The 21,249-nt window shown below is 61.9% G+C and carries 19 protein-coding genes; 12 read left to right on the forward strand and 7 right to left on the reverse strand.

Going from position 1 to position 21,249, the window contains the following annotated elements; translation table 11 throughout:
- The first annotated feature begins 29 nt into the window (after positions 1-29).
- Positions 30-488 carry a winged helix-turn-helix transcriptional regulator gene (locus M1E16_RS12260; RefSeq protein ID WP_434651906.1) on the forward strand — a complete coding sequence of 153 codons (459 nt, stop codon included), beginning with the start codon at positions 30-32 and terminating at the stop codon, positions 486-488.
- A gap of 12 nt (positions 489-500) precedes the next feature.
- Here M1E16_RS12260 and M1E16_RS12265 read toward each other — a convergent pair whose 3' ends face one another.
- Positions 501-1,235, reverse strand: a complete 735-nt coding sequence (locus M1E16_RS12265; RefSeq protein ID WP_434658183.1) for a substrate-binding periplasmic protein — start codon at positions 1,233-1,235, stop codon at positions 501-503.
- Positions 1,236-1,482: 247 nt separating this feature from the next.
- Between M1E16_RS12265 and M1E16_RS12270 the strand changes: the two genes are divergently transcribed.
- Entirely contained in the window at positions 1,483-2,178 is a 696-nt protein-coding gene (locus M1E16_RS12270) for a tRNA (adenine(22)-N(1))-methyltransferase (RefSeq protein ID WP_458130068.1), read from the forward strand.
- 77 nt (positions 2,179-2,255) lie between these two features.
- On the opposite strand, the gene M1E16_RS12275 is transcribed toward M1E16_RS12270, so the two are convergent.
- Entirely contained in the window at positions 2,256-2,912 is a 657-nt protein-coding gene (locus M1E16_RS12275; RefSeq protein ID WP_458130321.1) for a glutathione S-transferase, read from the reverse strand.
- A gap of 188 nt (positions 2,913-3,100) precedes the next feature.
- Between M1E16_RS12275 and M1E16_RS12280 the strand changes: the two genes are divergently transcribed.
- On the forward strand, positions 3,101-3,664 hold the full coding sequence (locus M1E16_RS12280) for a TetR/AcrR family transcriptional regulator (protein ID WP_434651902.1): 564 nt from the start codon (positions 3,101-3,103) through the stop codon (positions 3,662-3,664).
- A 1-nt stretch (position 3,665) separates the two neighbouring features.
- On the opposite strand, the gene M1E16_RS12285 is transcribed toward M1E16_RS12280, so the two are convergent.
- From M1E16_RS12285 to M1E16_RS12295, 3 genes are all read right to left on the reverse strand, one after another.
- Positions 3,666-5,954: an Orn/Lys/Arg family decarboxylase gene (locus tag M1E16_RS12285; protein WP_434568655.1), complete on the reverse strand. Its 2,289-nt coding sequence runs from the start codon at positions 5,952-5,954 to the stop codon at positions 3,666-3,668.
- Positions 5,951-7,360, reverse strand: coding sequence for a putrescine-ornithine antiporter (gene potE / locus M1E16_RS12290; RefSeq protein WP_434700433.1), 1,410 nt, complete (start codon positions 7,358-7,360; stop codon positions 5,951-5,953). Before potE ends, M1E16_RS12285 begins: the two co-directional genes overlap by 4 nt.
- A gap of 176 nt (positions 7,361-7,536) precedes the next feature.
- The gene (locus M1E16_RS12295; RefSeq protein ID WP_458130069.1) at positions 7,537-8,532 is read right to left on the reverse strand and encodes an aldo/keto reductase; all 996 of its coding nucleotides are present in this window, start codon (positions 8,530-8,532) and stop codon (positions 7,537-7,539) included.
- A gap of 113 nt (positions 8,533-8,645) precedes the next feature.
- On the opposite strand from M1E16_RS12295, the gene M1E16_RS12300 reads away from it, so the two are divergent.
- From M1E16_RS12300 to M1E16_RS12320, 5 genes are all read left to right on the forward strand, one after another.
- Positions 8,646-9,569 carry a LysR family transcriptional regulator gene (locus M1E16_RS12300; RefSeq protein WP_434568652.1) on the forward strand — a complete coding sequence of 308 codons (924 nt, stop codon included), beginning with the start codon at positions 8,646-8,648 and terminating at the stop codon, positions 9,567-9,569.
- A 527-nt stretch (positions 9,570-10,096) separates the two neighbouring features.
- Entirely contained in the window at positions 10,097-10,525 is a 429-nt protein-coding gene (locus M1E16_RS12305) for a DUF2231 domain-containing protein (RefSeq protein ID WP_458130070.1), read from the forward strand.
- Positions 10,522-11,814 carry a PQQ-dependent sugar dehydrogenase gene (locus M1E16_RS12310; protein ID WP_458130071.1) on the forward strand — a complete coding sequence of 431 codons (1,293 nt, stop codon included), beginning with the start codon at positions 10,522-10,524 and terminating at the stop codon, positions 11,812-11,814. The genes M1E16_RS12305 and M1E16_RS12310 overlap by 4 nt, the downstream gene beginning before the upstream one ends.
- A 184-nt stretch (positions 11,815-11,998) precedes the next feature.
- Complete coding sequence (locus M1E16_RS12315; RefSeq protein ID WP_458130072.1) at positions 11,999-12,763, forward strand: SDR family NAD(P)-dependent oxidoreductase; 765 nt, start codon at positions 11,999-12,001, stop codon at positions 12,761-12,763.
- Between the two features lie 20 nt (positions 12,764-12,783).
- Complete coding sequence (locus M1E16_RS12320; protein ID WP_458130073.1) at positions 12,784-12,972, forward strand: hypothetical protein; 189 nt, start codon at positions 12,784-12,786, stop codon at positions 12,970-12,972.
- A gap of 727 nt (positions 12,973-13,699) precedes the next feature.
- Here M1E16_RS12320 and M1E16_RS12325 read toward each other — a convergent pair.
- Entirely contained in the window at positions 13,700-15,028 is a 1,329-nt protein-coding gene (locus tag M1E16_RS12325) for an OprD family porin (RefSeq protein ID WP_458130322.1), read from the reverse strand.
- A 218-nt stretch (positions 15,029-15,246) separates the two neighbouring features.
- Here M1E16_RS12325 and M1E16_RS12330 point away from each other — a divergent pair, with 218 nt between their 5' ends.
- A complete protein-coding gene (locus tag M1E16_RS12330) occupies positions 15,247-16,026 on the forward strand; it encodes an EAL domain-containing protein (RefSeq protein WP_458130074.1) in 780 nt (259 codons plus the stop codon).
- A gap of 81 nt (positions 16,027-16,107) precedes the next feature.
- Here the strand turns inward: M1E16_RS12330 and M1E16_RS12335 are convergent, their stop codons facing one another.
- Positions 16,108-17,829 (reverse strand): amidase, encoded by a 1,722-nt coding sequence (locus M1E16_RS12335; protein WP_458130075.1) that lies wholly within the window; start codon positions 17,827-17,829, stop codon positions 16,108-16,110.
- A 269-nt stretch (positions 17,830-18,098) separates the two neighbouring features.
- Here M1E16_RS12335 and M1E16_RS12340 point away from each other — a divergent pair, with 269 nt between their 5' ends.
- The 3 genes from M1E16_RS12340 (at position 18,099) to M1E16_RS12350 (ending at position 21,177) form a co-directional block, all read left to right on the forward strand.
- Positions 18,099-19,103 (forward strand): ArsJ-associated glyceraldehyde-3-phosphate dehydrogenase, encoded by a 1,005-nt coding sequence (locus M1E16_RS12340; RefSeq protein WP_458130076.1) that lies wholly within the window; start codon positions 18,099-18,101, stop codon positions 19,101-19,103.
- Positions 19,104-19,112: 9 nt separating this feature from the next.
- Positions 19,113-20,318, forward strand: coding sequence for an organoarsenical effux MFS transporter ArsJ (gene arsJ / locus M1E16_RS12345; RefSeq protein WP_458130077.1), 1,206 nt, complete (start codon positions 19,113-19,115; stop codon positions 20,316-20,318).
- A gap of 127 nt (positions 20,319-20,445) precedes the next feature.
- On the forward strand, positions 20,446-21,177 hold the full coding sequence (locus M1E16_RS12350) for a GntR family transcriptional regulator (RefSeq protein ID WP_458130078.1): 732 nt from the start codon (positions 20,446-20,448) through the stop codon (positions 21,175-21,177).
- Positions 21,178-21,249 lie beyond the last annotated feature (72 nt).

Genomic DNA, 21,249 nt, shown 5'->3' on the forward strand with positions numbered 1-21,249 from the left:
TACCGCAGCCCCGTCCGAAGGTAAACAAGATGGTTGAGAACGATGTGTCGCATAACCGCGAATGCCCCGTGGCACGCACGCTGGAAGTCATCGGTGATCGCTGGTCGCTGATGATCATCCGCGACGCCTTCGATGGGCTTCGCCGCTTCAGCGAGTTTCAGAAGAACCTGGGGGTGGCCAAGAACATCCTGGCGTCGCGACTCAAGGCCCTGGTCGAGGTCGGCGTGTTCGAGGTGCGGCCCGCCTCGGATGGGAGCGCCTACAAGGAGTACGTCCTGACGGAAAAAGGCCAGGCGACTTTTGCGCTGGTGGTCAGCTTGAGGCAGTGGGGCGAAAGGTTCCTGTTCACCCCGCAGGAAACAAGGTCGCTGTTGGTAGACAACGAGTCGGGGCAGCCGCTGATGCCGATCGAGGTTCGCTCATCGGGCGGCCGGAAACTCGAACCGTGGGATTGTCACCGGGTCAGGCGGGTTGCCGGCGCGTCGTGAAGCCGATGTGCTTCAGCGTCCGGCAGGTTGCTCGTAGCGTTGCTGGATGCGCGCCAGTTCACCGGACCGGCGCAGTTGCTCAAGCGCGCTGGCCCACTTGGCAATCACCTGCTCGTCGCTGTCGACGCTGAAGGCGATGTACAGCGAGGAGCGGTAGAGTTCGATGGGAATCCTGCGCAATGTTCCGGCGGGTATTTTCAACTGGCGGCTGTAATACGCCACTCCCGCATCGGTATCGCCGACGATGATATTCGTCCGCCCGGCCAGCAACATGCGGTAGAGCAGCTTGCTCTCGGTGGCGCTCTTGTCCAGGTTGTTGAAGCCCAGCGATTTCAGCATCTGGGGCACCAGGCCGGCATGGCGGGTGGTGATTTGCGGGGCGCGCAGCAGTTGTTCCAGCGAAGTGATCGGCGGCGCGTCTGCCAATTGATAGGCGTGGATGGATTCTTCGACGATCGGCCCGACCCACTTGTACAACGGTTCGCGCTCCGGCGTGCGGAACAGCGAGTACATGATGGTCTTGGGCCGGGTCCGCAATATTTGCGTGGCCCGCATGCTGGGCTGCAGCACTACTTCGAAGTCGTCCCCGGTCTGGGCCATGATGGCTCGGACGATTTCCGTGGTCATACCGGTGAGCTGACTGTTTTCGACGTAGTTGTAGGGTGCCCATTCCTCGGTCACGACCTGATATGGCTCAGCCGCGGCCCCTGAACCGAGCAATAGACATAGCAGCGCTGCGGCAGGCATCGAATGCTTCACATGTTCTCCTGATAGGCGGTTCGCCGTTCCTGAGCGAACCCAAGACAAGCATAGACCCAAACACGTGGCTGACGACGGCTGCGGCTCCGTTATGAGAACGATCCCTCAGTTGCGTGCCGTGCCGGGGCGGCTGCGCGAGGGTTCACAAGCCTGACTGCCTCCGTCGCTGGTACAGTGTCGCGCCTGACCGTGGCTACAGACGCCGGGGCTGCCCGGCGAGAATAGGGTTGGAAGTTTGAACGAACAGACATTATCCATGCGCCTGGAGCGCGTGGCAGCGCATGTGCCGGCGGGTGCCCGGCTTGCCGATATCGGCTCCGATCACGGCTACTTGCCGGTGGCATTGCTACGTCGTGGTGTGATCAGCGCAGCGGTGGCCGGGGAGGTGGCGTTAACGCCGTTCCGCTCGGCCGAACGCACGGTGCGCGAAAGCGGTCTTGAACAAACGGTTGCCGTGCGCCTGGCCAGCGGCCTGGGGGCGATCGAACCCGGCGACGGTATAACGGCGATCAGCCTGTGCGGCATGGGGGGCGAGACGATTCGCGACATTCTCGAGGCCGGCAAGTCCCGCCTGAGCGGTCGGGAACGGCTGATCCTGCAGCCCAACGGCGGCGAGCAGCCACTGCGCCAATGGTTGATGGCCCACGACTACCGCATCCTTCATGAGGAAATGCTGCGGGAGAACCGCTTCTACTACGAAATCATCGTCGCCGAGCGCGATGGGCCGGTGACGTACAGCGCCGAGGAACTTTACTTCGGCCCGCTGCAGATGCAGGCTCGCAGCCCGGTATTCCTGGACAAGTGGGAGCGCATGCTGCGCTTCAAACAAAAAAACCTGGCTAACCTCACCCGGGCGCAGCAGGGCGTGGCGCAGGAAAAGGTGCAGGAGATCGCGCGGCAGATTCGCTGGATCAGCGAACTGTTGGCGTGAGGCGCTCGAGCTGTTCCGCGACTGGCTGACAAGGCGCATCCGCCGCCGTTACATCGAATGGCGGATGCGCTTTTACTTCAACGTTGCGCTGCACCGCGCTCGACCATCGCTCGCCACTGCTGGACGCTGGGTCTTGCCTGCATCTTCGAATGCCATGCCAGCAACGCCTGGCATTCCTCGGGCACTGGCAACTTGACCAGCGAGGCGAAGATCATGCCGCCCAATACCGCGATGTCTGCCATCGAAAAACGCTCGCCTGCAACAAAAGGGCGTTGGCCCAGCAGGTCATTGAAATAACGCATGCCCCTGACCGCCTTGTCGCGCATGCGCATGCCCCACTCAGCGTTCTGGTACAACTCGACTTCCGGCCCTAGCCCCGGCGTCGCATGGTGGAAGTACACGCTGACCGCATCGAGGAATTCTATTTCGGCGCGCTTGGTCATCATCTGGATCAGGCCTTTCTCCAAGGGCGTTTCACCGGTCAGGGCAGGGGGGCCAACCAAGGCGTCCAGGTACTGCGTGATTGCCGTGCATTCGGCAATGAGCGTGCCGTCTTCCAGCTCCAATACCGGCAGCGTTCCCGAATAATTGATCGCGAGGAACGCCGGCTTCTTGTGTTCGCCCGTCCATAGATTGACCGAGACGAATTCGGTTTTCGAGAGTAGACCTTTCTCTGCCAGGGCGATGCGTACTCGCGCCGGGTACGGGCCGTCAAACCAGTCATGGATTTTCATCATTGGGAGTTCGGAAGCGTCGTGGTGGGAGTGGGGAAGAGTCATGATCAAGTTACCTGCCTGTCAATTGGTAGGTAAAAGATTGGGCGACAATTCTCGGACTGTCAACCCCTACCTGTCACTTGGCAGGTAAACTGGCTGCGGGTACAATCAGCCCGGTTTCAGCCATTCAGAATGAGGAACGGGACGTGAGCGAAAACGCTCGGGAAGCCATCCTGGCAGCCGCTAAAAGCGCTGCGCAGACCCATGGCTACAGCGGAATCAACTTTCGAAGCATTGCCGAAGCGGTGGGGATCAAGAACGCGAGTATCTACTACCACTTCCCCAGCAAGGCCGACCTGGGCGCGGCGGTAGCTGAACGCTACTGGCAGGACGCGGCCGCCGTTCTGAAGACGATCCGTGAGGAGAACCCCGACCCCCATGGTTGCTTGCGGCTGTACCCCTCGATCTTTCGCAAGTCACTGGAAGACGGCAATAGGCTCTGCCTGTCCAGCTTCATGGCGGCCGAACACGAAGACTTGCCTGAGCCGGTGAAGCGCGAGGTCAAGGCCTTCGCCGACGCCAACGTGGCGTGGCTGGCCGAGGTGCTGGCAGCCGCCGGCACGGGCAGCGTGGAAAAGTGTGAACGCCGCGCCCTGGCCATTTACACCGCTGTCGCCGGTGCCCAGTTGATCGCCCGGACGCGGCTCGACATCAACCTGTTCGACGAACTGATCCTCAGCTACCAGGAAGCCGGACTCATCCCGGCTTGAGCTACTGTTTCAGCACCAGCAATCGATAAGTGCCCGCTTCGCTTTCAATTCCATGGGTGTCATGGGTGAACCCGGGGAACGATCGGTCAAAGCTTTCCAGCGCCTTGAGGTAGGTCAGCACCGGTCCTTCCGAAGGCCCTGCGTTTTCTCCCGGCATCAGCAAGGGAATCCCTGGTGGGTACGGCACGATACCCGTCGCGGCGATGCGTCCGGCCGCTTCTTCGAGGGTGACTTGCTCGATCTCGTTCTTGACCAGTTTCTCGTACGCCTCCACCGGGCTGAAGTGCGCCTCAGGCAGTGTGCCGAACGCCTGGGCCATGGCGGCAGTGGTCCTGGTTTGTTTCATGGCGGCGAAAATTTCCTCGGCGAGGTCCTTGAGCCCCATGCCGGAATAACGTTGCTGGTTGGCGCTCAACAGGTCGGGGAGGCAGAGTTCCAGTTCCAGGTTGGCGTCGTAGTCGCGCTTGAAGTCGAGCAGCGCGTTGACCAGCGTGCCCCACTTGCCCTTGGTGATGCCGATGGAAAAGAGGAACAGGATGGTGAAATCAGTGGTTTTTTCCACCACGATGCCTTGCGTGCCCAGGTAGGCACTGAGCACACAGGCCGGAATACCGAAGTCCAGCAGGTTGCCGTCGTCGCCCATCCCGGGGCTTAGGATCGAGACCTTGATCGGGTCGAGCATGCAGTAGCCGTCTTCAATGTCACCGAAGCCGTGCCAGACCTCATTGGGGTGCAGGACCCAGCAGCCTGGGTCGACCTTGAGCCTGGCCGGGTCGACTTCGTGGAACGCAATCGACAACCCGTCGACCTGCACCGACGGCGGCTGCCAGCAGGAAAAGAACCAGTCGTCATGGCTGCGCATCTCGTTCTGCATATGGGAGATGACCTGACGGAAAGCGATGGCTTCCTCGATCGCCTCGCTGGTCAGGATCTGCCCGCTGGGCGCCTCCATCATCGCCGAGCTGACGTCGCAGGAGGCCATGATTGCGTAGTTCGGCGAAGTCGAGGCGTGCATCATGTACGACTCGTTGAAGCGCCCATGGGGGATTGGATTGCGGCCGTTGCGCACATGGATCATCGAGGCCTGGGACAGCGCCGCCAACAGCTTATGCGTGGACTGGGTGGCGAACACGGTCGGTTTCGACGGGTCGTGATCGTCCGGGCTGCCATGCATCGCAAAGCGATCCTTGTACAGCGGATTAAAACGCGCGTAGCCATACCAGGCTTCGTCGAAATGCAGGCGGTCGACGCTTTGCCCCAACAACTCTTCGACGCGAGTGACGTTGTAGGTCAGGCCGTCATAGGTGGAGTTGGTGATGATCGCATGCACCGGCGTCGGGTCGATGTGACTCTTGACCAGCGGGTTGCTCGCGATGGCGGCCTTCACCCCCTCGGCGCTGAGGGTCCGCGGCAGGATCGGGCCGATGATGCCGAAGCGGTTGCGGGTCGGCACCAGGTAGGTCGGAATGGCCCCGGAGAGGGTCATCGCATGCTCGGCGGATTTGTGGCAGTTTCGGTCGCACAATGCGATCTGGTCACGGGTCACACTGGCCATCAGGATGACGCGGTTGGACATCGATGAGCCGTTGGTGACGTAATAGGTGCGGTGCGCGCCGAACACTTTGGCGGCATAACGCTCGCCCTGTCCGATGGGGCCGCTGTGGTCGAGCAGGGAACCCAGCTCGCCGACGGAAATCGACAGGTCCGAACGCAGCAGGTTCTCCCCGAAAAATTCATAGAATGCCCGGCCTGCGGTGCTTTTCAAGAACGCCGTGCCGCCCGCATGACCCGGTGTGTGCCAGGAATATTCGTAGCTGCGGGCAAACTTCAGCAGCGCGCCGAACATCGGCGGCAGCACCGCCTGGCGATAGCGCTCGATAGCCGCCAGTATCCGCCCGCTGAGGAAACGGCTGGTGTCTTCAGGCAACCAGATGAAGTCATCGGCATGTTGCATGACGATCAACGGCACGTTGGACGCCGTGCTGCGATCGCTGATCAGGAACACCGGCACGCGGGTGTTGCGCTCGCGTAGCGCGGTGAGCAGGTCGATGCATTCGCGGTGGTCGTCGCTGGTGTCGATTTCCCAGCTGAGCAACACACATTGAATAGCCGGGTCGGAACTCAGGATCGACTTGGCATCACTCAGGGTTTCGGAGGTCAGCACGCTGACGGCGCGGTCCTCCACGTCGCTGATCAGTTGGATCAGCGCGCGGCCGAATACGCTGCGTTTGTCGGGCGCATTGGAGACCAGCAAGGCCAGCATCCCCAACAGATTTCGATGTTCCGTCATGGCAAGGGCTCCAGATTAGCTGCCTTCAGGTGGTTGACGGGAATGGGCTCGCCAACGATGTGCTGCGCCGCGACGGTCTGGGTCGGTACGCTGTTGTTCATGGCCTCCAGGCGGATCAGGCGGGTGTTGACGAAACCGAACAGCGTATAGCCGAAGATCACCGCGACGCCGCCGAGCATCAAGGCTTGTTCGCCCGAGCTGTAGAGGGCCAGGTAGCTGTAGGCCGCGGCGATGCCCGCGACGATATTGGTGACCAGGGCTTTGTTCGCCGGGACATTCGAAACCTTTTGCAGGGTCACCAGTGTCGCCATGGAGAGAATGTAGGGCACCAGGTTGGTCACCACGGCGAGATTCACCAGCGTATCGAACTGCTTGGCCAGGTCCGGGCTGATGGTCAGCAGCGCCATGGTTGTCTGCATCGCCAGCAGGATCAGCATGCTGATGATCGGCACGCCATGCTTGTTGGCCTTGGCGAAGATCGGCAGGAAATAGCCGGTATCCGCCGAACTCTTGAAGACCTGTGCCACGGTGAATTGCCAGCCAAGCAACGAGCCGATGCAGGCCAGCACCATCAGGCCCATGACGATGTCACCCACCAGCGGCGTGAACATCTTGGCGAACACCAGGCCGAACGGCGCGGTGGAGGAGACCAGCTCGGCGTTATCGACGATACCGGCGATGACGTTGGTGGAAACGATGTAGATCACCGCGGCGCCGAGGGTCCCGCCGAGGACCGCGATCGGCACGTTCTTCTCGGGATTTTCCACCGCGTCACCGTTGGCGCAGGCCGATTCGAGCCCGAGGAATGCCCAGAGCGTGATCGCCACCGAAGCGCCTGCCGCTTCGTACCAGGTCTTGTCGTGAGGGTTCCAGCCGGCGGCATAAACGCTGCTGTCGAACCAGAACCAACCGACGGTGGAAACCAGCACCACCGGGGCAATGACTCCCCACACCGTCACGGCGCCGATCTTGCCGGTGATGCCTGCGCCGCCGAAATTGGCGAAGGTGGTCAGCCACAACAAAGCGATGGTCGCCAGGCCGACTTGCAGGGAATCCAGCTTGATATCGAACAACGTCTGGATATAACCGACCGCGGTGATGCTGATCGCCACGTTGGCAATCAACAGCGAAAGGCCGTAGGTGTAGTTGGTGATGTAGTTGCCGGATTTGCCGAAGGTATATTCGGCGTAACCGCCCATGCCGCCGGTCTTGCGGCTGAGCATGCCGCAGCGGGCGAACGCGTAGGCCAGTGCCAGCGAGCCCGTGGCGGTGATCAGCCAGGACAGGATGGAGATGCCGCCGACTTCGGCGAGTTTGGTCGGCAACAATATGATGCCGGACCCTAGCATGTTGACGGCGGTCAGCATGGTCAGCTGGCTCACACTCATCTTCTTGGCGACTGACATTCCCTTGCCTCACATGCATGAAGTGAAGGGCTTAAGCTATAGCAGAGGATTTGCAGTAAGCCAGAATATCGCAGCGGGATTTGGCGCCGCAGGTCAAGAATCGGATCGAAAACGTGCCGGGGTGGCACGGGGGACGAATATCCCCGGTGCCGTTGCAGGTAAAAAGCCCTGCCTGATCAGCCGTCGAGCAAGGTCATCACCTCGGCGCTGTAGCGTTCGCCGGCCACCGCGCCTTGGGCGCCGAAAATCGCATCCAGGTGAGCCAGCTCCTCGGCGCTCAGGAACACGCTGGTGGCAGCGACGTTGCTTTCCAGGTACTTGCGCTGCTTGGTGCCCGGGATCGGAATCACATTGCTGCCCTGGGCCAGGACCCAGCCCAAGGCCAGTTGCGAGGCGCTGATCTGCTTCTGCTCAGCCAACGCCTTGACCCGTTCGACCAAGGCCAGGTTGCGCTGGAAATTGTCGGCCAGGAAACGCGGGTTGAAGCGGCGGTAGTCGTCTGCGGCAAAATCATCAGGGGTCTTCAGCTCGCCCGTCAGGAAGCCGCGGCCCAAGGGGCTGTAGGCGACAAAAGCGATCCCCAGGCGTCGGCAGGTGTCGAGCACGCCGTTGTGTTCCGGCTCCCTGGACCACAGCGAGTATTCGCTTTGCACCGCTGCCAACGGATGCACGGCATGGGCCCGCTGGATGGTCTCGGCGCTGGCCTCCGAAATCCCGATGTGGCGGACCTTGCCGGCCTTGACCAGCTCGGCCATGGCGCCGATGGTTTCTTCGACGGGTACCTGTGGGTCGATGCGATGCTGATAGTAGAGATCGAGGTAATCAGTACCCAGGCGCTTGAGGCTGCCATCGATCGACTGCCGGACGTATTCGGGGTGACCATTGACGCCCCGGGCATGCGGATCATCGCTGCGCACCAGGCCGAACTTGCTCGCCAGGTAAATGCCTTCGCGCTTGCCGCGCAAGGCACGACCGAGCAGTTCTTCGTTGGTGTGCGGCCCGTACATGTCGGCCGTGTCGAACAGGGTCACGCCCAGCTCGACGGCGCGGTGGAGCGTGGCGATGGATTCGCGCTCGTCGGTGCCCGTGGTGTAGAAATCCGACATGCCCATGCAGCCCAGGCCGATGGCGCTGACGTGTGGACCTTGGTGGCCAAGTTGACGAATGATCATGAGGTTGTTCCTTTGGGTTGAAGTGACGCGAGCAGTCTCCGTAAAACGGTTTTCTGGATAAAGCCGCTGTTTTTGGTTTAACTATTCGTGATTTCCGAATAGTGAGTGGAGCCATGGATCGATTACAGGCTATGCAGGTGTTCCGGCGCATCGTCGAACTGGGCGGTTTCGGCAAGGCCGCCGACGATCTGGGTTTGCCCCGGGCTACCGTCAGCCTGTTGATCCAGCAACTGGAGGGGCATCTGGGGGTGCAACTGCTACAGCGCACCACGCGGCAGGTGCGCGCAACCCTGGATGGCGAAGCCTACTACCAGCGCTGCGGTCAGTTGCTCGATGAACTGGATGACCTGGAAACCTCGCTGTCCGCGCAACGCAGCCAACCTCGCGGCACCCTGCGCGTGGACATGCCCATCGCCTTCGGCTGCACATGGATCGTGCCGAACCTGGCGGACTTCTATCGGCGCTATCCGCAATTGAAACTGGACCTGGGGTTTCATGACCGGTTGGTTCATCTGCAGCGTGAAGGCGTCGATTGCGCCATCCGGGCCGGCGTCATCAGCGACCAGGCGCTGGTTGCGAGACCGATCGTGCGGTTGTGCCAAGTGACTTGCGCCAGCCCTGGCTACCTGGCCCGTTCAGGTACGCCTGTGGCGCTGGAGGACCTGGCAGAGCACCGCGCCATCGGTTTCGCGTCCGGTAACGGTCGCTATTTCCCGTTCGAATTCGAAGTGGCAGGGCAGGTCCGAGAGCTGCAAATGTCATCCGAGCTGACCGTCAACAACGCCGACGGCTACGTGACGGCTTGCGAGGCGGGATTCGGCCTGATCCAGGCGCCGCGTTACCACGTGCAACGGCAACTCGCCGAGGGGCGGTTGGTCGAGGTATTGAGCGGTCATCCGGTGCCGTCATGGCCGATTTCAGTGGTCTACCCGCCTCATCGACAGCTGTCGCCGAGGGTGAGGGTGTTCATCGATTGGCTGATCGAGTTGCTGCATGGCGCGGCGGATGCGGACGAGGCCCTGATGGTGCGGGTTTAACACGACCCCCCCCGAAACCCCATTCCCCCGTGGCGAGGGAGCTTGCTCCCGCTGGATTGCGCAGCAATCCCAAAAAGGCTGGTCGGGATCAGCCTGACACACCTTGGTGATTAGGCTTGGGGCCGCTACGCAGCCCAGCGGGGATAAATCCCCTCGCCACAAAAAACCATGACCTCAAGCCTTTGAAGCTGACACCCAGCACTGCCCTTCGTGGCGAGGGAGCTTGCTCCCGCTGGATTGCGCAGCAATCCAAAAAGGCTGGTCGTGATCAGCCTGGCACACCTTGGTGATTAGGCTTGGGGCCGCTATGCAGCCCAGCGGGAGCAAGCTCCCTCGCCACGGTTTGTATCGGCATACCCCGTACTCCTTGTCATTAAAAACACTGGGAACTGCCGCCTTACCCCAAGCGAAAAATCGGAACTATCGCTTTGGCGGCACGATCATTTCCCTAGGCGTTAATCAACGCGACCCCGCCGGCCCGGATCTCACGGTAACCGCCACGGGACGCTGAACGATAAGGAGCTGTCATGACCGTTACCACCCATCCCCTCTGCCGAAGCACGCCAGGTCCGCTTCACGCGGTCCTGCTTGCCGGCACCGTTCCGTTGTTTCTCGGGGCGCTGCTCAATGACATCGCGTACTACAAGACCTACCAGATCCAATGGAGCAATTTCGCCTCCTGGCTGATTGCCGGCGGACTGCTGTTCTGTGGGTTGGCATTGCTGTTTGCGCTGGTCAATCTGATCCGTGCGGAGCGCAAGAGCGGGCGTCCGGTGGTGTATTTCCTGCTACTGCTGGTGACCTGGGTACTCGGGCTGATCAATGCCTTCGAACATGCCAAGGACGCCTGGGCCATCATGCCCCAGGGCCTGGTTCTGTCGGTCGTCGTAACCGTGTTGGCCTGCGCTGCGGCGTGGGTCGGGCTGACCAATCTGCGTTCCGGAGGTGAGCAATGAAACCGCGCATCGCGTTGACAGCCTTGAGCACGGCGTTGTTGCTGAGCGCCTGCGGAGGAGAAGGGGACGCCACTCAGGCACGCGGTCCGGACCCCAAATTGCCGGAGCCCCAGCGCGGGTTGTTGCCCAGCATGAAAATCGCCGAGCCGGTGCCCTGGGGCGAGCAGAAACCGACGGTACCGCAAGGCTACGACATCACCGCTATCGCCACCGATTTAAAGATTCCGCGCCAGACCCTGGTACTGCCCAACGGCGATATCCTGGTGGCCGAAGGCCGTGGCGGAAACGCTGCGAAGCTCAAGCCCAAGGATGTGATTGCCAGTGTCATCAAGGCCAAGGGCAACACCCAGGTCAAGGGCGGCAATCGCCTGACCCTGTTGCGCGACGCTGACGGTGACGGCACCTACGAGCTCAAGACGGTCTTCGCCGAAAACCTCAACGCACCCTATGGCCTGGCGTTTGCCGATGGCAAGCTGTACGTGGCCAACCAGGACGCCCTGGTGCGCTTCGATTATGAAGAGGGCCAGACCAAGGCCAGCGGGTCACCCACAAAAGTCACAGACCTGCCGTCCGAGATCAACCACCACTGGACCAAGGCGCTGGCCATCAGTCCCGACGGACGCTCGCTGTACGTGGGCATCGGTTCGAACAGCAACGTCACCGAGCGCGGCATGGAAGTCGAAATCGACCGGGCCATGGTCTGGCAGATCGACGCCGAGACAGGCGCCCACAAACCCTATGCGACCGGTCTGCGCAACCCGACGGCGTTGAAGGTCGAGCCTGGCTCCGGACAGTTGTGGGCGGTGGTCAACGAGCGCGACGAGTTGGGTCCCGACCTGGTGCCGGATTACCTGACATCGGTGCGCGAAGGTGCGTTTTATGGCTGGCCCTATAGCTATTGGGGGCAGAACGTCGATCCGCGCGCGCAACCGCAGGATCCGCAAAAAGTCGCCGCTGCGGTCAAACCCGACTACAGCCTCGGGTCCCACGTCGCGGCACTCGGTGTCGATTTCTCCATCCCGGCCATGGGCGCGCAATTTGCCGAAGGCGCCTTCGTGGGTGAGCACGGCAGTTGGAACCGCGACCAGCCGGTGGGCTACAAGGTCATTTTCGTGCCGTTTCGCAACGGTCGTCCCGCTGGTGAGCCGGTGGACTTCGCCACGGGTTTCCGCGGCGACGATGGCAAGACCCGTGGGCGGCCCGTGGGTGTGACCGTTGATCCGCGCGGTGCGTTGATCATCGCCGATGACCTGGCGAACACCGTGTGGCGGGTGACTCGCAAGCCATGAACCCGATGCCCGGGACGCGCTGCCGTCCCGGGTAATCCCGCCGGTTTTGCACGTTCGCGCAAAACCCCGACAGTCCCCGCAACATCACCAAAGCCCGGTAACCCTCGTTGCGCGACAGTGAAGCCGTCAATCACGACAGCGCACCGGCGAATGTCTCGTCGGTCGGTCAACGAGGAGAGCTACCATGAGCGATATCAAACACAACATTCCCCACGAAGTCGAAGGCAAGGTCGCCCTGGTCACCGGCGCCGCCAGCGGTATCGGCAAGGCCATTTCCCTGTTGCTGCACGCCCGTGGCGCCAAGGTGATCGCCGAGGACATCAACCCCGCCGTCAACGAGCTGGCCCGCCCGGGACTGGTGCCGCTGGTGGCTGACATTACCGAGGACGGCGCCGCCGAGCGCGCGGTGGGCCTGGCGGTCGAGCAGTTCGGCCGGTTGGATATCCTGGTCAATAACGCCGGCATCATCATCAACAAACTGGTGGTCGACATGACGCGCCAGGATTGGGAACGCATCCAGGCCGTCAACGCCACCGCGGCGTTCCTGCACTCACGCGAAGCGGTCAAGGCAATGATGCCCAACAAGTCCGGGGCCATCGTCAACATCGCCTCCTATGCATCCTATTTCGCTTTCCCGACCATCGCCGCCTACACCGCGTCCAAGGGCGCCCTGGCGCAGTTGACCCGCACGCTGGCGCTGGAAGCCATCGAGCATGGCATCCGAGTCAATGCGGTCGGCGTTGGCGATGTGGTCACCAATATCCTCAACGACGTGGTCGAGGACGGCCCGCAGTTTCTCGCCCAGCACGGCGAAGCCGCCCCCATCGGCCGGGCCGCGCAGCCTCAAGAAATCGCCGAGGTGGTCGCCTTCCTGGCCTCGGACCGCGCCAGCTTCATGGTCGGCTCGGTGGTCATGGCTGATGGCGGCATGACTGTCACCGCCGGCTGAGCCAACAGAGGAGAACCGTCATGAGCAATCGTAAAACCTGGCTGGTCACCGGCTGTTCCACTGGTTTTGGTCGATACATTGCCGAGCATCTGCTCAATACTGCGCGAGCAAGCTCGCTCCCACATGGGTTCTGCAGTGCGCGTGAATTTTATGTCCGCCGGAAATTATTGTGGGAGCGAGCCTGCTCGCGATGGCGGCAAGTCAGTTGATGAAGATGTCGGATGTACCGGCCTCTTCGCGAGCAAGCTTGCTCCCACATGTGTTCTGCAGTGCACGGGAATTTTATGTCCGCTGGAAATCATTGTGGGAGCGAGCTTGCTCGCGATGGCGGCAAGTCAGTTGATGAAGATGTCGGACGTACCGGCCTCTTCGCGAGCAGGCTCGCCCCACATGGGTTCTGCAGTGCACGTGAATTTTATGTCCGCTGGAAATCATTGTGGGAGCGAGCTTGCCCGCGATGGCGGCAAGTCAGTCGATGAAGATGTCGGATGTACCGGCCCCTTCGCGAGCAAGCTCGCTCCCACATGTGTTCTGCAGTGCACGTGAATTTTACGTCCGCTGGAAAACATTGTGGGAGCGAGCCTGCTCGCGATGGCGGCAAGTCAGTTGATGAAGATGTCGGATGTACCGGCCCCTTCGCGAGCAAGCTCGCTCCCACATGGGTTCTGCAGTGCAGGTGAATTTTATGTCCGCTGGAAATCATTGTGGGAGCGAGCTTGCTCGCGATGGCGGCAAGTCAGTTGATGAAGATGTCGGACGTACCGGCCTCTTCGCGAGCAGGCTCGCTCCCACATGGGTTCTGCAGTGCAGGTGAATTTTATGTCCGCTGGAAATCATTGTGGGGCGAGCCTGCTCGCGATGGCGGCAAGTCAGTTGATGAAGATGCCGGATGTACCGGCCCCTTCGCGAGCAGGCTCCCTCCCACAGAGGGGGGCTTCAGAACGGCCCGAGCTTCAGCGGGTACTGGATGGCGACGTACAGCCTGTCGATGTCATCGCCGGCCTGGGCGCTGTTGGCGCGGTGGGTGACGTGGGACAGTTGCAGCGACAGGTCCTTGGCCGGCCCTGATTGCACGACGTAGTGCAGGTCCAGGTCGCGCTCCCAATGACGGCCGCCGTCCCCCTGCTGCGGGCTGTAGGTTCCGGTGTCGCTGTCGAACGGGTTGTAGGCGCCGCCCCTTGGCGCATGGCTGCCATCTATCCCGTTGCCGGTTACATAGCGGGCCATGAAACTCAAGCCGGGGATGCCCAACGTGCCCAGGTCGAGGTCATAACGAGCCTGCCAGGAGCGTTCGTCCGGGCCATTGAAGTCGGCGTATTTGATCGAGTTGGCCAGGTAAATGGAGTCGCCACCGACGAAATCGAAAGGCGTGTCGCCGTTGATTTTCTGGTACGCCAAGGTGAATGCCTGGGCTTCATGTCGATATTTGCCGGACAGGCTGAAGGCCGTGTTGTCGATGGCGCCTGCGCTGGCCTGGCCATGGTCGCGGGTGTAGTAGACGTTACCGTCGAGGAACAGCTGGCCCAGCGTCGAATGCAGATTGGCGTAGTACTGGCGCCAGGTGTCGCTCAGCTCGGAAGCATAGAGCGCGCCGCCCACCGTGCGGCCGCTGAGCAGGTCGGCGCCGATGAAGTCGATACTGCCGTGGCGGGTACTTGCGCCATAACCGGAGAAATCACCTTTGGCGGTGGAGGCATCCTGATTTTTGAAGGCGTTGAAATGACCCGCCTGCACATCGACCTCATCGAATTCGTGGCTCGACAGCCACACGCCGCTGGCGTATTCCGGTTGCAGACGCTTGTCAGCCGTATCGAATACCGGTGTCGCGACGGTCATTTCGCCGAGCGCCAAGGTGGTTCGCGAGGTGTTGAATTTCAGCGCAGCGCCGGCGCTGGAGTATTCGTCCTCACTGCGCCCGTCTTCGTCCAGCGGCAGCAGTCCCGTCCCCGAGTGGCCCTTGCCGCCGTCCAGTTTCAAACCGACGAACCCATGGCCGTCGATGCCTGCACCGACGATGCCGGGCGTGAAGCCGGACTCGAACGTGGCGATGAAGCCCTGGGCCCATTCCGCCTTGTAGCTCTTGCCCGCCGGGGTCGGGGAGCTATAGTCATTGTTGAGGTAGAAGTTGCGGCTCAGCACCTCAAATGTCGCCCCTTGCAGGAAACCCTCGGCGGTTTGTCCTGCCAGCGCGGGTGCGCTTCCCGCCAGCAAAGCCAGCAGCCAGATCGGCTTCAGGGCGACCGGTGCTGGCCCGGGTACAATCATGTTTGTGGATGCGGGCGACATGCGTCTTTTCCGTGTGAACCAAGGCCTGGGCAGAGCGCCATTCTTGGCGAGGTCGCGCGCTGGGGCGAGTTAAACGTTGTTAATTGCGTAACGCGGGCCCGACCGCACTCCAGAAAGCGCGACCCGTGCCGATTCAAGGGAGATTGCCTATAGTTTCTGCATCACAGGGACATCCGCTGCCGCGACGGAACACTGATATGACCGCATCTTCTTCTCCTCAAACGTTCAAATCCCTTGGTTGCGCCGAGTGTCGCGACCATTCGGCATTGGGATTTGATTTCACCATGGCGTTCCAACCGATCTTCAATGTCCGCACGCGCACGGCCTTTGCCTATGAGGCACTGGTCAGGGGCGTGAACGGCGAATCGGCAGGTTATATCCTCGGGCTTGTGAATGACGGCAACCGCTACCGGTTCGACCAGGCCTGCCGAGTAAAAGCGATCGAGGAGGCTGCCAGGCTGGGTATCCTCGACATCCCCGATTGCCTGCTCAGCATCAATTTCCTGCCCAACGCCGTGTACCGGGCCGAGACCTGTATACGAGCGACATTGGAGGCTGCGCGTCAAAGCCGCTTTCCGCCGGACAGGCTCATGTTCGAGGTCACGGAAGGCGAAAGGGTGGACGACCCCGAGCACCTCAAGTCGATCTTCCTGGAGTACGAGCGCCAGGGTTTCACTACCGCAATCGATGATTTCGGTTCTGGCTACTCGGGGCTCAATCTGCTGGCGCTGTTCCAACCCCAGGTGCTGAAGATCGACATGGCGTTGACCCGAGGCATCGACCAGGACCCGGTCAGGCGCGCGATTGTCGAGGGGATCATCCTGGTCGCCGGCCGGCTGGGGATTACCGTCATCGCCGAGGGCGTCGAGACGCGAGAAGAAAGCGCGACGCTGCTGGAGTTGGGCATCGAGCTGATGCAGGGGTATCTCTATGCGCGGCCCGAGACGGGGCGGCTTGCGGAGGGCAGGTTCGATTAGCCTGCAGCAGGCGCTGATGACGCAGGCCTCACAGCTATTGAAGCGGTGAGCCTGCTTTCCTGTTTCATGTACCCGCCGCGATCACGCGCGCGGATGGTCACCAGACAACGGCGGAGTGCGCGGCGGGATCATCCGTTTCGAGCCCGTCGACTCGAATGCCGAAGCCAGCTGCAGCAGTTTCGAATCGTCATAGGCTCGGCCCGCGAACGTCAGCCCGACCGGCATGCCGATGTCCGCCATGACGCCCATCGGCACGGTGACAGTTGGCACGCCGAGGTGGCGGATGGCGAGGTTGCCGTTGGCGACCCATACGCCGTTGCTCCAGGCAATGTCGGCGGACTCCGGGTTGACGTCCGCGTCGGCGGGCCCGACGTCCGCCACGGTTGGGAAGATCACCGCGTCCAGGCCAAGCCGCTCCATCCAGTCTTCAAGATCGATCCGGCGTGTCTCTTCGAGGCCGCGCAAGCCATCGGGCAAGGTCGGGATCTGGTCCCACGGCGTGATGCCGCGTTGGGCCATCTTCACATATTCGTCCATGCCGGCGGCAAGATCATCCTCGCGATTGGGCAGGGTGCCCGGGTCGTGAGGGAAAATCAGCGGTCCGTCGACGTCGGCCAGGCGATTGAGTTTCGGATCGCCGTTGGCCCGCAGGAAATCGTCGAACGCCCAGGCCGACAGGTCCCAGAGTTCATGGTGCAGGAACTCCTTGGACACCAGGCCGCGGGTGAACACCGTCGGCGCGCCAGGACGATCGCCCTCGCAGTTGGACACCAGCGGGAAGTCCACCTCGATCACTTCGGCGCCTTGGGCCTCCAAGGCTTTGCGCGCGGCTTCCCAGAGGGCAATCACCGACGGGCGAGTGATGATCCGTTGCCCGGTCGGGCCGCCAATGCCTGGCTTTTCAGCGGTGCCCGCCTCGGGGTCGGCATTGATGTACATGCGCGGCACGCCGAAACGGATGCCGGCCAGCGCTTCGGGTTTGGCGGCAAGGCTCGGGTACGAGGCGGGACGGACCGAATCGACGGACGGAATCGGCACCCAGGGTTGCAGGCGCCACAGGTCGCCACGAGGGTCGGGGTCGTTCGCCACCACCACGTCGAGCACTTCCAGCAGGTCGGCCATGGTCCTGGCGTAGGGCACCACAACGTCCATCGTCGGAGTCAGGGGCCAGTTGCCGCGCACCGAGATCACCCCGCGCGAGGGCGTGTAGGCACACAAGCCATTGTTGGAGGCCGGGCCGCGTCCGCTGGACCAGGTTTCTTCAGCAAGGCCGAAGGCGGCGAAACTGGCAGCGGTGGCAGTGCCCGCGCCGTTCGACGAACCGGAGGCAAAAGGCGCGGTGAGGTAATCCGCGTTATAAGGGCTTTCGGCGCGGCCATAAACACCGCGCTGCATGCCGCCGTTCGCCATCGGCGGCATATTGGTCTTGCCCAGGCAGATCGCCCCGGCGGCACGCAGGCGTTCGATAGTGAAGGCGTCGCGATGGGCAACCAGGTCCTTGAAGGCCGGGCTTCCAGACGCAGCGGTCAGCCCCTTCACCAGATAACTGTCCTTGGCGGTATAGGGAATGCCATCGAGGGGGCCCAGAGTCTGGCCCTTGGCCCGACGGGCATCGGACGCCTTGGCCTCGTCCAGCGCAGCGGGGTTGCGAACCACCACCGCGTTGAGGGCGGTAGGCGTATCGGGACCGTCATAGGCGTCGATCCGGGCGAGATAGGCCTGGACCAGCTCGACCGCCGTGGTCTGGCCGGATTCCAGCGCAGCCCGGAGATGGGCAATGGAGACTTCGGTGATTTCAATCATGCTGTTACCGCTTCGGCTGACGAAGAACATGAGGCACAGGTCTGTTCAAGCAAAATTCCCGGACACCTGATGTCCTTCAAATTGGGGCTGATATCGGGTGCAGACTGTACTACGAGAGCGTGATCGGAACACTCTCCCTTCTGAAATAACAACGGACTCCGTGGCGAGGGAGCAAGCTCCCTCGCCACGGGGACGCGCCACTTTCGATTTCCTCTTGTATCCGGAAAAACATATATTCGACTGAACACAGATAGACGGCCCCCTTCAAAATGACGATCAAAGTAGGCATCAACGGTTTCGGACGCATAGGTCGCCTTGCCTTGCGCGCGGCCTGGGGCTGGCCGGAATTCCAGTTCGTGCAGGTCAACGACCCGGCGGGCGACGCGGCGACCCATGCGCATCTGTTGAACTTCGATTCGGTGCACGGCCGCTGGAGCCGCCAGGCCGACGCCGATGGCGCCAGCATGATCATCGAGGGGCAGCGCATCAAGGTCACAGCCAACAAAGCGATCGCCGACACCGACTGGTCGGGCTGCGATGTGGTGATCGAGGCCAGCGGCAAGATGAAGACGGTAGCGGTGCTCCAGGCGTATCTCGATCAGGGCGTGAAGCGCGTGGTGGTCAGTGCCCCGGTGAAAGAGCAAGGCGCCTTGAATATCGTCATGGGCGTCAATCACCAGCAGTTCGAGCCGGACCGGCATCGCATCGTGACGGCGGCTTCCTGCACCACCAACTGCCTGGCACCCGTGGTCAAGGTAATCCACGAGAAGCTCGGCATCCGTCACGGCTCGATCACCACCATTCATGACCTGACCAATACCCAGAGCATCCTCGACCAGCCGCACAAGGACCTGCGTCGCGCCCGGGCGTCGGGTATGAGTTTGATTCCCACCAGCACCGGCTCGGCCACCGCCATCGCCGAAATCTTTCCCGAGCTGCGCGGGCGCCTCAATGGCCATGCCGTGCGGGTGCCGTTGGCCAATGCGTCGCTGACCGATTGCGTGTTCGAGGTCGAGCGAGCCACCACGGTCGAGCAAGTGAACCGTTTTCTCAAGGACGCAGCCGAGCACGAGCTCAAGGACATCCTCGGTTTCGAGGAGCGCCCTCTGGTGTCCATCGACTACCGCACCGATCCGCGCTCGTCGATTATCGATGCGCTGTCGACCCTGGTTGTCAACGGCACCCAGGTCAAGCTCTATGCCTGGTACGACAACGAATGGGGCTACGCCAACCGCACCGTCGAACTGGCCCGGATGGTTGGCCTGGCCATCTGAGGAATCGTGATGAAAGCCTTGTCAGCCATAGCGCCGCAAGTGCGACAGTACCTGCTCGTCACCGGTAATTACTGGGCCTTCACCTTGACCGACGGCGCCCTGCGGATGCTCGTGGTATTGCACTTCCACGCGTTGGGCTATAGCCCGTTGCAGATTGCGGCGCTGTTCCTGTTCTACGAACTCTTCGGCGTGATCACCAACCTGCTGGGCGGCTACCTCGGTGCCCGGCTGGGCCTGAATCGGACGATGAACATCGGCTTGGGCCTGCAAGTGGTGGCGCTGCTGATGCTGACCGTTCCGTCCGCCTGGCTGACCATCGCCTGGGTGATGATGGCCCAGGCGCTTTCGGGAATCGCCAAGGACCTGAACAAGATGAGCGCCAAGAGCTCCATCAAGCTCCTGGTGCCTGACGGTGAACAGGGCAGGCTTTATCGCTGGATAGCGATCCTCACCGGCTCGAAGAACGCGCTCAAGGGCGTCGGCTTTTTCCTCGGCGGGGCGCTGCTCGCATGGATCGGTTTCCAGGGCGCATTGTTGGCGATGGCCGTCGTGTTGGCACTGATCTGGGGCGGTAGCCTGATCCTGCTGAAGAAGGACCTGGGCAAGGCCAAGGCCAAGCCCCGGTTTCGCGACATCCTTTCCAAGAGCCGGGCGATCAATATTTTGTCGGCCGCGCGAATGTTCCTGTTCGGCGCCCGGGATGTCTGGTTCGTGGTGGCCCTGCCGGTCTACCTGAGCAGTGTCTACGGCTGGAATTTCTCGACCGTGGGCGGATTTCTCGCCGCGTGGGTCATCGGCTACGGCATCGTGCAATCCCTGGCGCCGAACATCACCGGCAAGAAACGCGGGCAGGTGCCCGATGGACGCGCCGCGTTCCTCTGGGCGCTGGCGTTGGCGGGCTTGCCGGCGGCGATGGCCCTGGGGCTGTCACAACAGGCGATGCTGTTGGGCGGGCTGATGGTCTTTGGCGTGCTGTTCGCGGTGAATTCTTCCCTGCACAGTTATCTGATCGTGTCGTACGCCAAGGAGGACGGCGTGTCGCTGGACGTGGGTTTCTATTACATGTCCAACGCCATCGGCCGGCTGGCCGGGACGCTGCTTTCCGGTTGGGTCTACCAAGGGTACGGGCTGGCGGCGTGCCTGTGGATTTCCAGTGCATTCGTGTTGCTCGCTGCCCTGATTTCTTTGGCATTGCCTCGTCACGCAGCGCACTGATTCGCTGCGCTTGCTGTTTCCGTTGGTCTGCAAAGTATCAGGCCCCGTCTTGACAATACGGCGGGTCGAAGCAAATACTCGGCTCAAATTCATATAGATGACTAGATAACAAGGTGAATATAGTCCTATGAACGCCCTGTCCAGCGACGCCCGCCTGCCGCTATATCAACGTTTGCGTGACCAGTTGGCGGAGCAGATCGCCAACAATCGCTGGCGTCCGGGGGAGGCGATTCCCACCGAGGCGGCGTTGTCAGCCGAATACCAGCTGTCCACCGGAACCGTGCGCAAGGCAATTGATGCCTTGGTCAGCGAGGGCATCCTGGAGCGCCAGCAAGGGCGGGGCACCTTCATTCGTCGTCCGCAGTTCCAGTCATCGTTGTTTCGTTTCTTTCGCTTTCAGTCGGCGTCCGGTGAACGTCGGGTTCCGCAGAGTCGCATCCTTTCTGTCGAGCCGGTGGCGGCGCCATCGGCGGTCGCACAGGCCTTGGGGTTGCCGGTCGATGCGCCGGTGATCCGCATCGTCCGGGTGCGTCTGCTGGAAGTCGAGCCGGTGCTCGCCGAGGAAATCTGGCTGCCACGTGGCCGATTCCAGCCGTTGCTGGAGATCGACCTGAACCAGAAAGGGCCGTTGCTTTATCCCATCTACGAGGAAGTCTGCGGGCAGGTGGTTGCCTACGCGCAGGAAACCCTCACGGCCGAATCGGTCAACGAGGTGCACGCGCGCTTGTTGCAGGTTCCGGTCAACAGCCCGGTGGTGGTGATCGAGCGTCTGGCCCGCGATTACGCCGGTAACCCGCTGGAATGGCGCCGTTCGCGCGGGCATGCCGAGCATTTCCGCTACAGCGTCGAAATCCGCTGACTTCGGCGGGCTAGCGGCGTCTCGAATGCCGCTGCCCTTGCCCTGTGTGTTTTTCCTGACTGGCCCTGTAGC

This window comes from Pseudomonas sp. Z2-11 (assembly GCF_054161305.1).

Bases quoted from the DNA above. Each gene is read 5' to 3' on its own strand.
- M1E16_RS12295 (WP_458130069.1), bottom strand. From the start codon at position 8,532: ATGATCATTCGTCAACTTGGCCACCAAGGTCCACACGTCAGCGCCATC.
- M1E16_RS12260 (WP_434651906.1), top strand. From the start codon at position 30: ATGGTTGAGAACGATGTGTCGCATAACCGCGAATGCCCCGTGGCACGC.
- M1E16_RS12265 (WP_434658183.1), bottom strand. From the start codon at position 1,235: ATGCCTGCCGCAGCGCTGCTATGTCTATTGCTCGGTTCAGGGGCCGCG.
- arsJ (WP_458130077.1), top strand. From the start codon at position 19,113: ATGAAAGCCTTGTCAGCCATAGCGCCGCAAGTGCGACAGTACCTGCTC.
- M1E16_RS12310 (WP_458130071.1), top strand. From the start codon at position 10,522: ATGAAACCGCGCATCGCGTTGACAGCCTTGAGCACGGCGTTGTTGCTG.
- potE (WP_434700433.1), bottom strand. From the start codon at position 7,360: ATGTCAGTCGCCAAGAAGATGAGTGTGAGCCAGCTGACCATGCTGACC.
- M1E16_RS12330 (WP_458130074.1), top strand. From the start codon at position 15,247: ATGACCGCATCTTCTTCTCCTCAAACGTTCAAATCCCTTGGTTGCGCC.
- M1E16_RS12285 (WP_434568655.1), bottom strand. From the start codon at position 5,954: ATGACGGAACATCGAAATCTGTTGGGGATGCTGGCCTTGCTGGTCTCC.
- M1E16_RS12350 (WP_458130078.1), top strand. From the start codon at position 20,446: ATGAACGCCCTGTCCAGCGACGCCCGCCTGCCGCTATATCAACGTTTG.
- M1E16_RS12340 (WP_458130076.1), top strand. From the start codon at position 18,099: ATGACGATCAAAGTAGGCATCAACGGTTTCGGACGCATAGGTCGCCTT.
- M1E16_RS12305 (WP_458130070.1), top strand. From the start codon at position 10,097: ATGACCGTTACCACCCATCCCCTCTGCCGAAGCACGCCAGGTCCGCTT.
- M1E16_RS12325 (WP_458130322.1), bottom strand. From the start codon at position 15,028: ATGATTGTACCCGGGCCAGCACCGGTCGCCCTGAAGCCGATCTGGCTG.
- M1E16_RS12275 (WP_458130321.1), bottom strand. From the start codon at position 2,912: ATGAAAATCCATGACTGGTTTGACGGCCCGTACCCGGCGCGAGTACGC.
- M1E16_RS12335 (WP_458130075.1), bottom strand. From the start codon at position 17,829: ATGATTGAAATCACCGAAGTCTCCATTGCCCATCTCCGGGCTGCGCTG.
- M1E16_RS12320 (WP_458130073.1), top strand. From the start codon at position 12,784: ATGAGCAATCGTAAAACCTGGCTGGTCACCGGCTGTTCCACTGGTTTT.
- M1E16_RS12300 (WP_434568652.1), top strand. From the start codon at position 8,646: ATGGATCGATTACAGGCTATGCAGGTGTTCCGGCGCATCGTCGAACTG.
- M1E16_RS12315 (WP_458130072.1), top strand. From the start codon at position 11,999: ATGAGCGATATCAAACACAACATTCCCCACGAAGTCGAAGGCAAGGTC.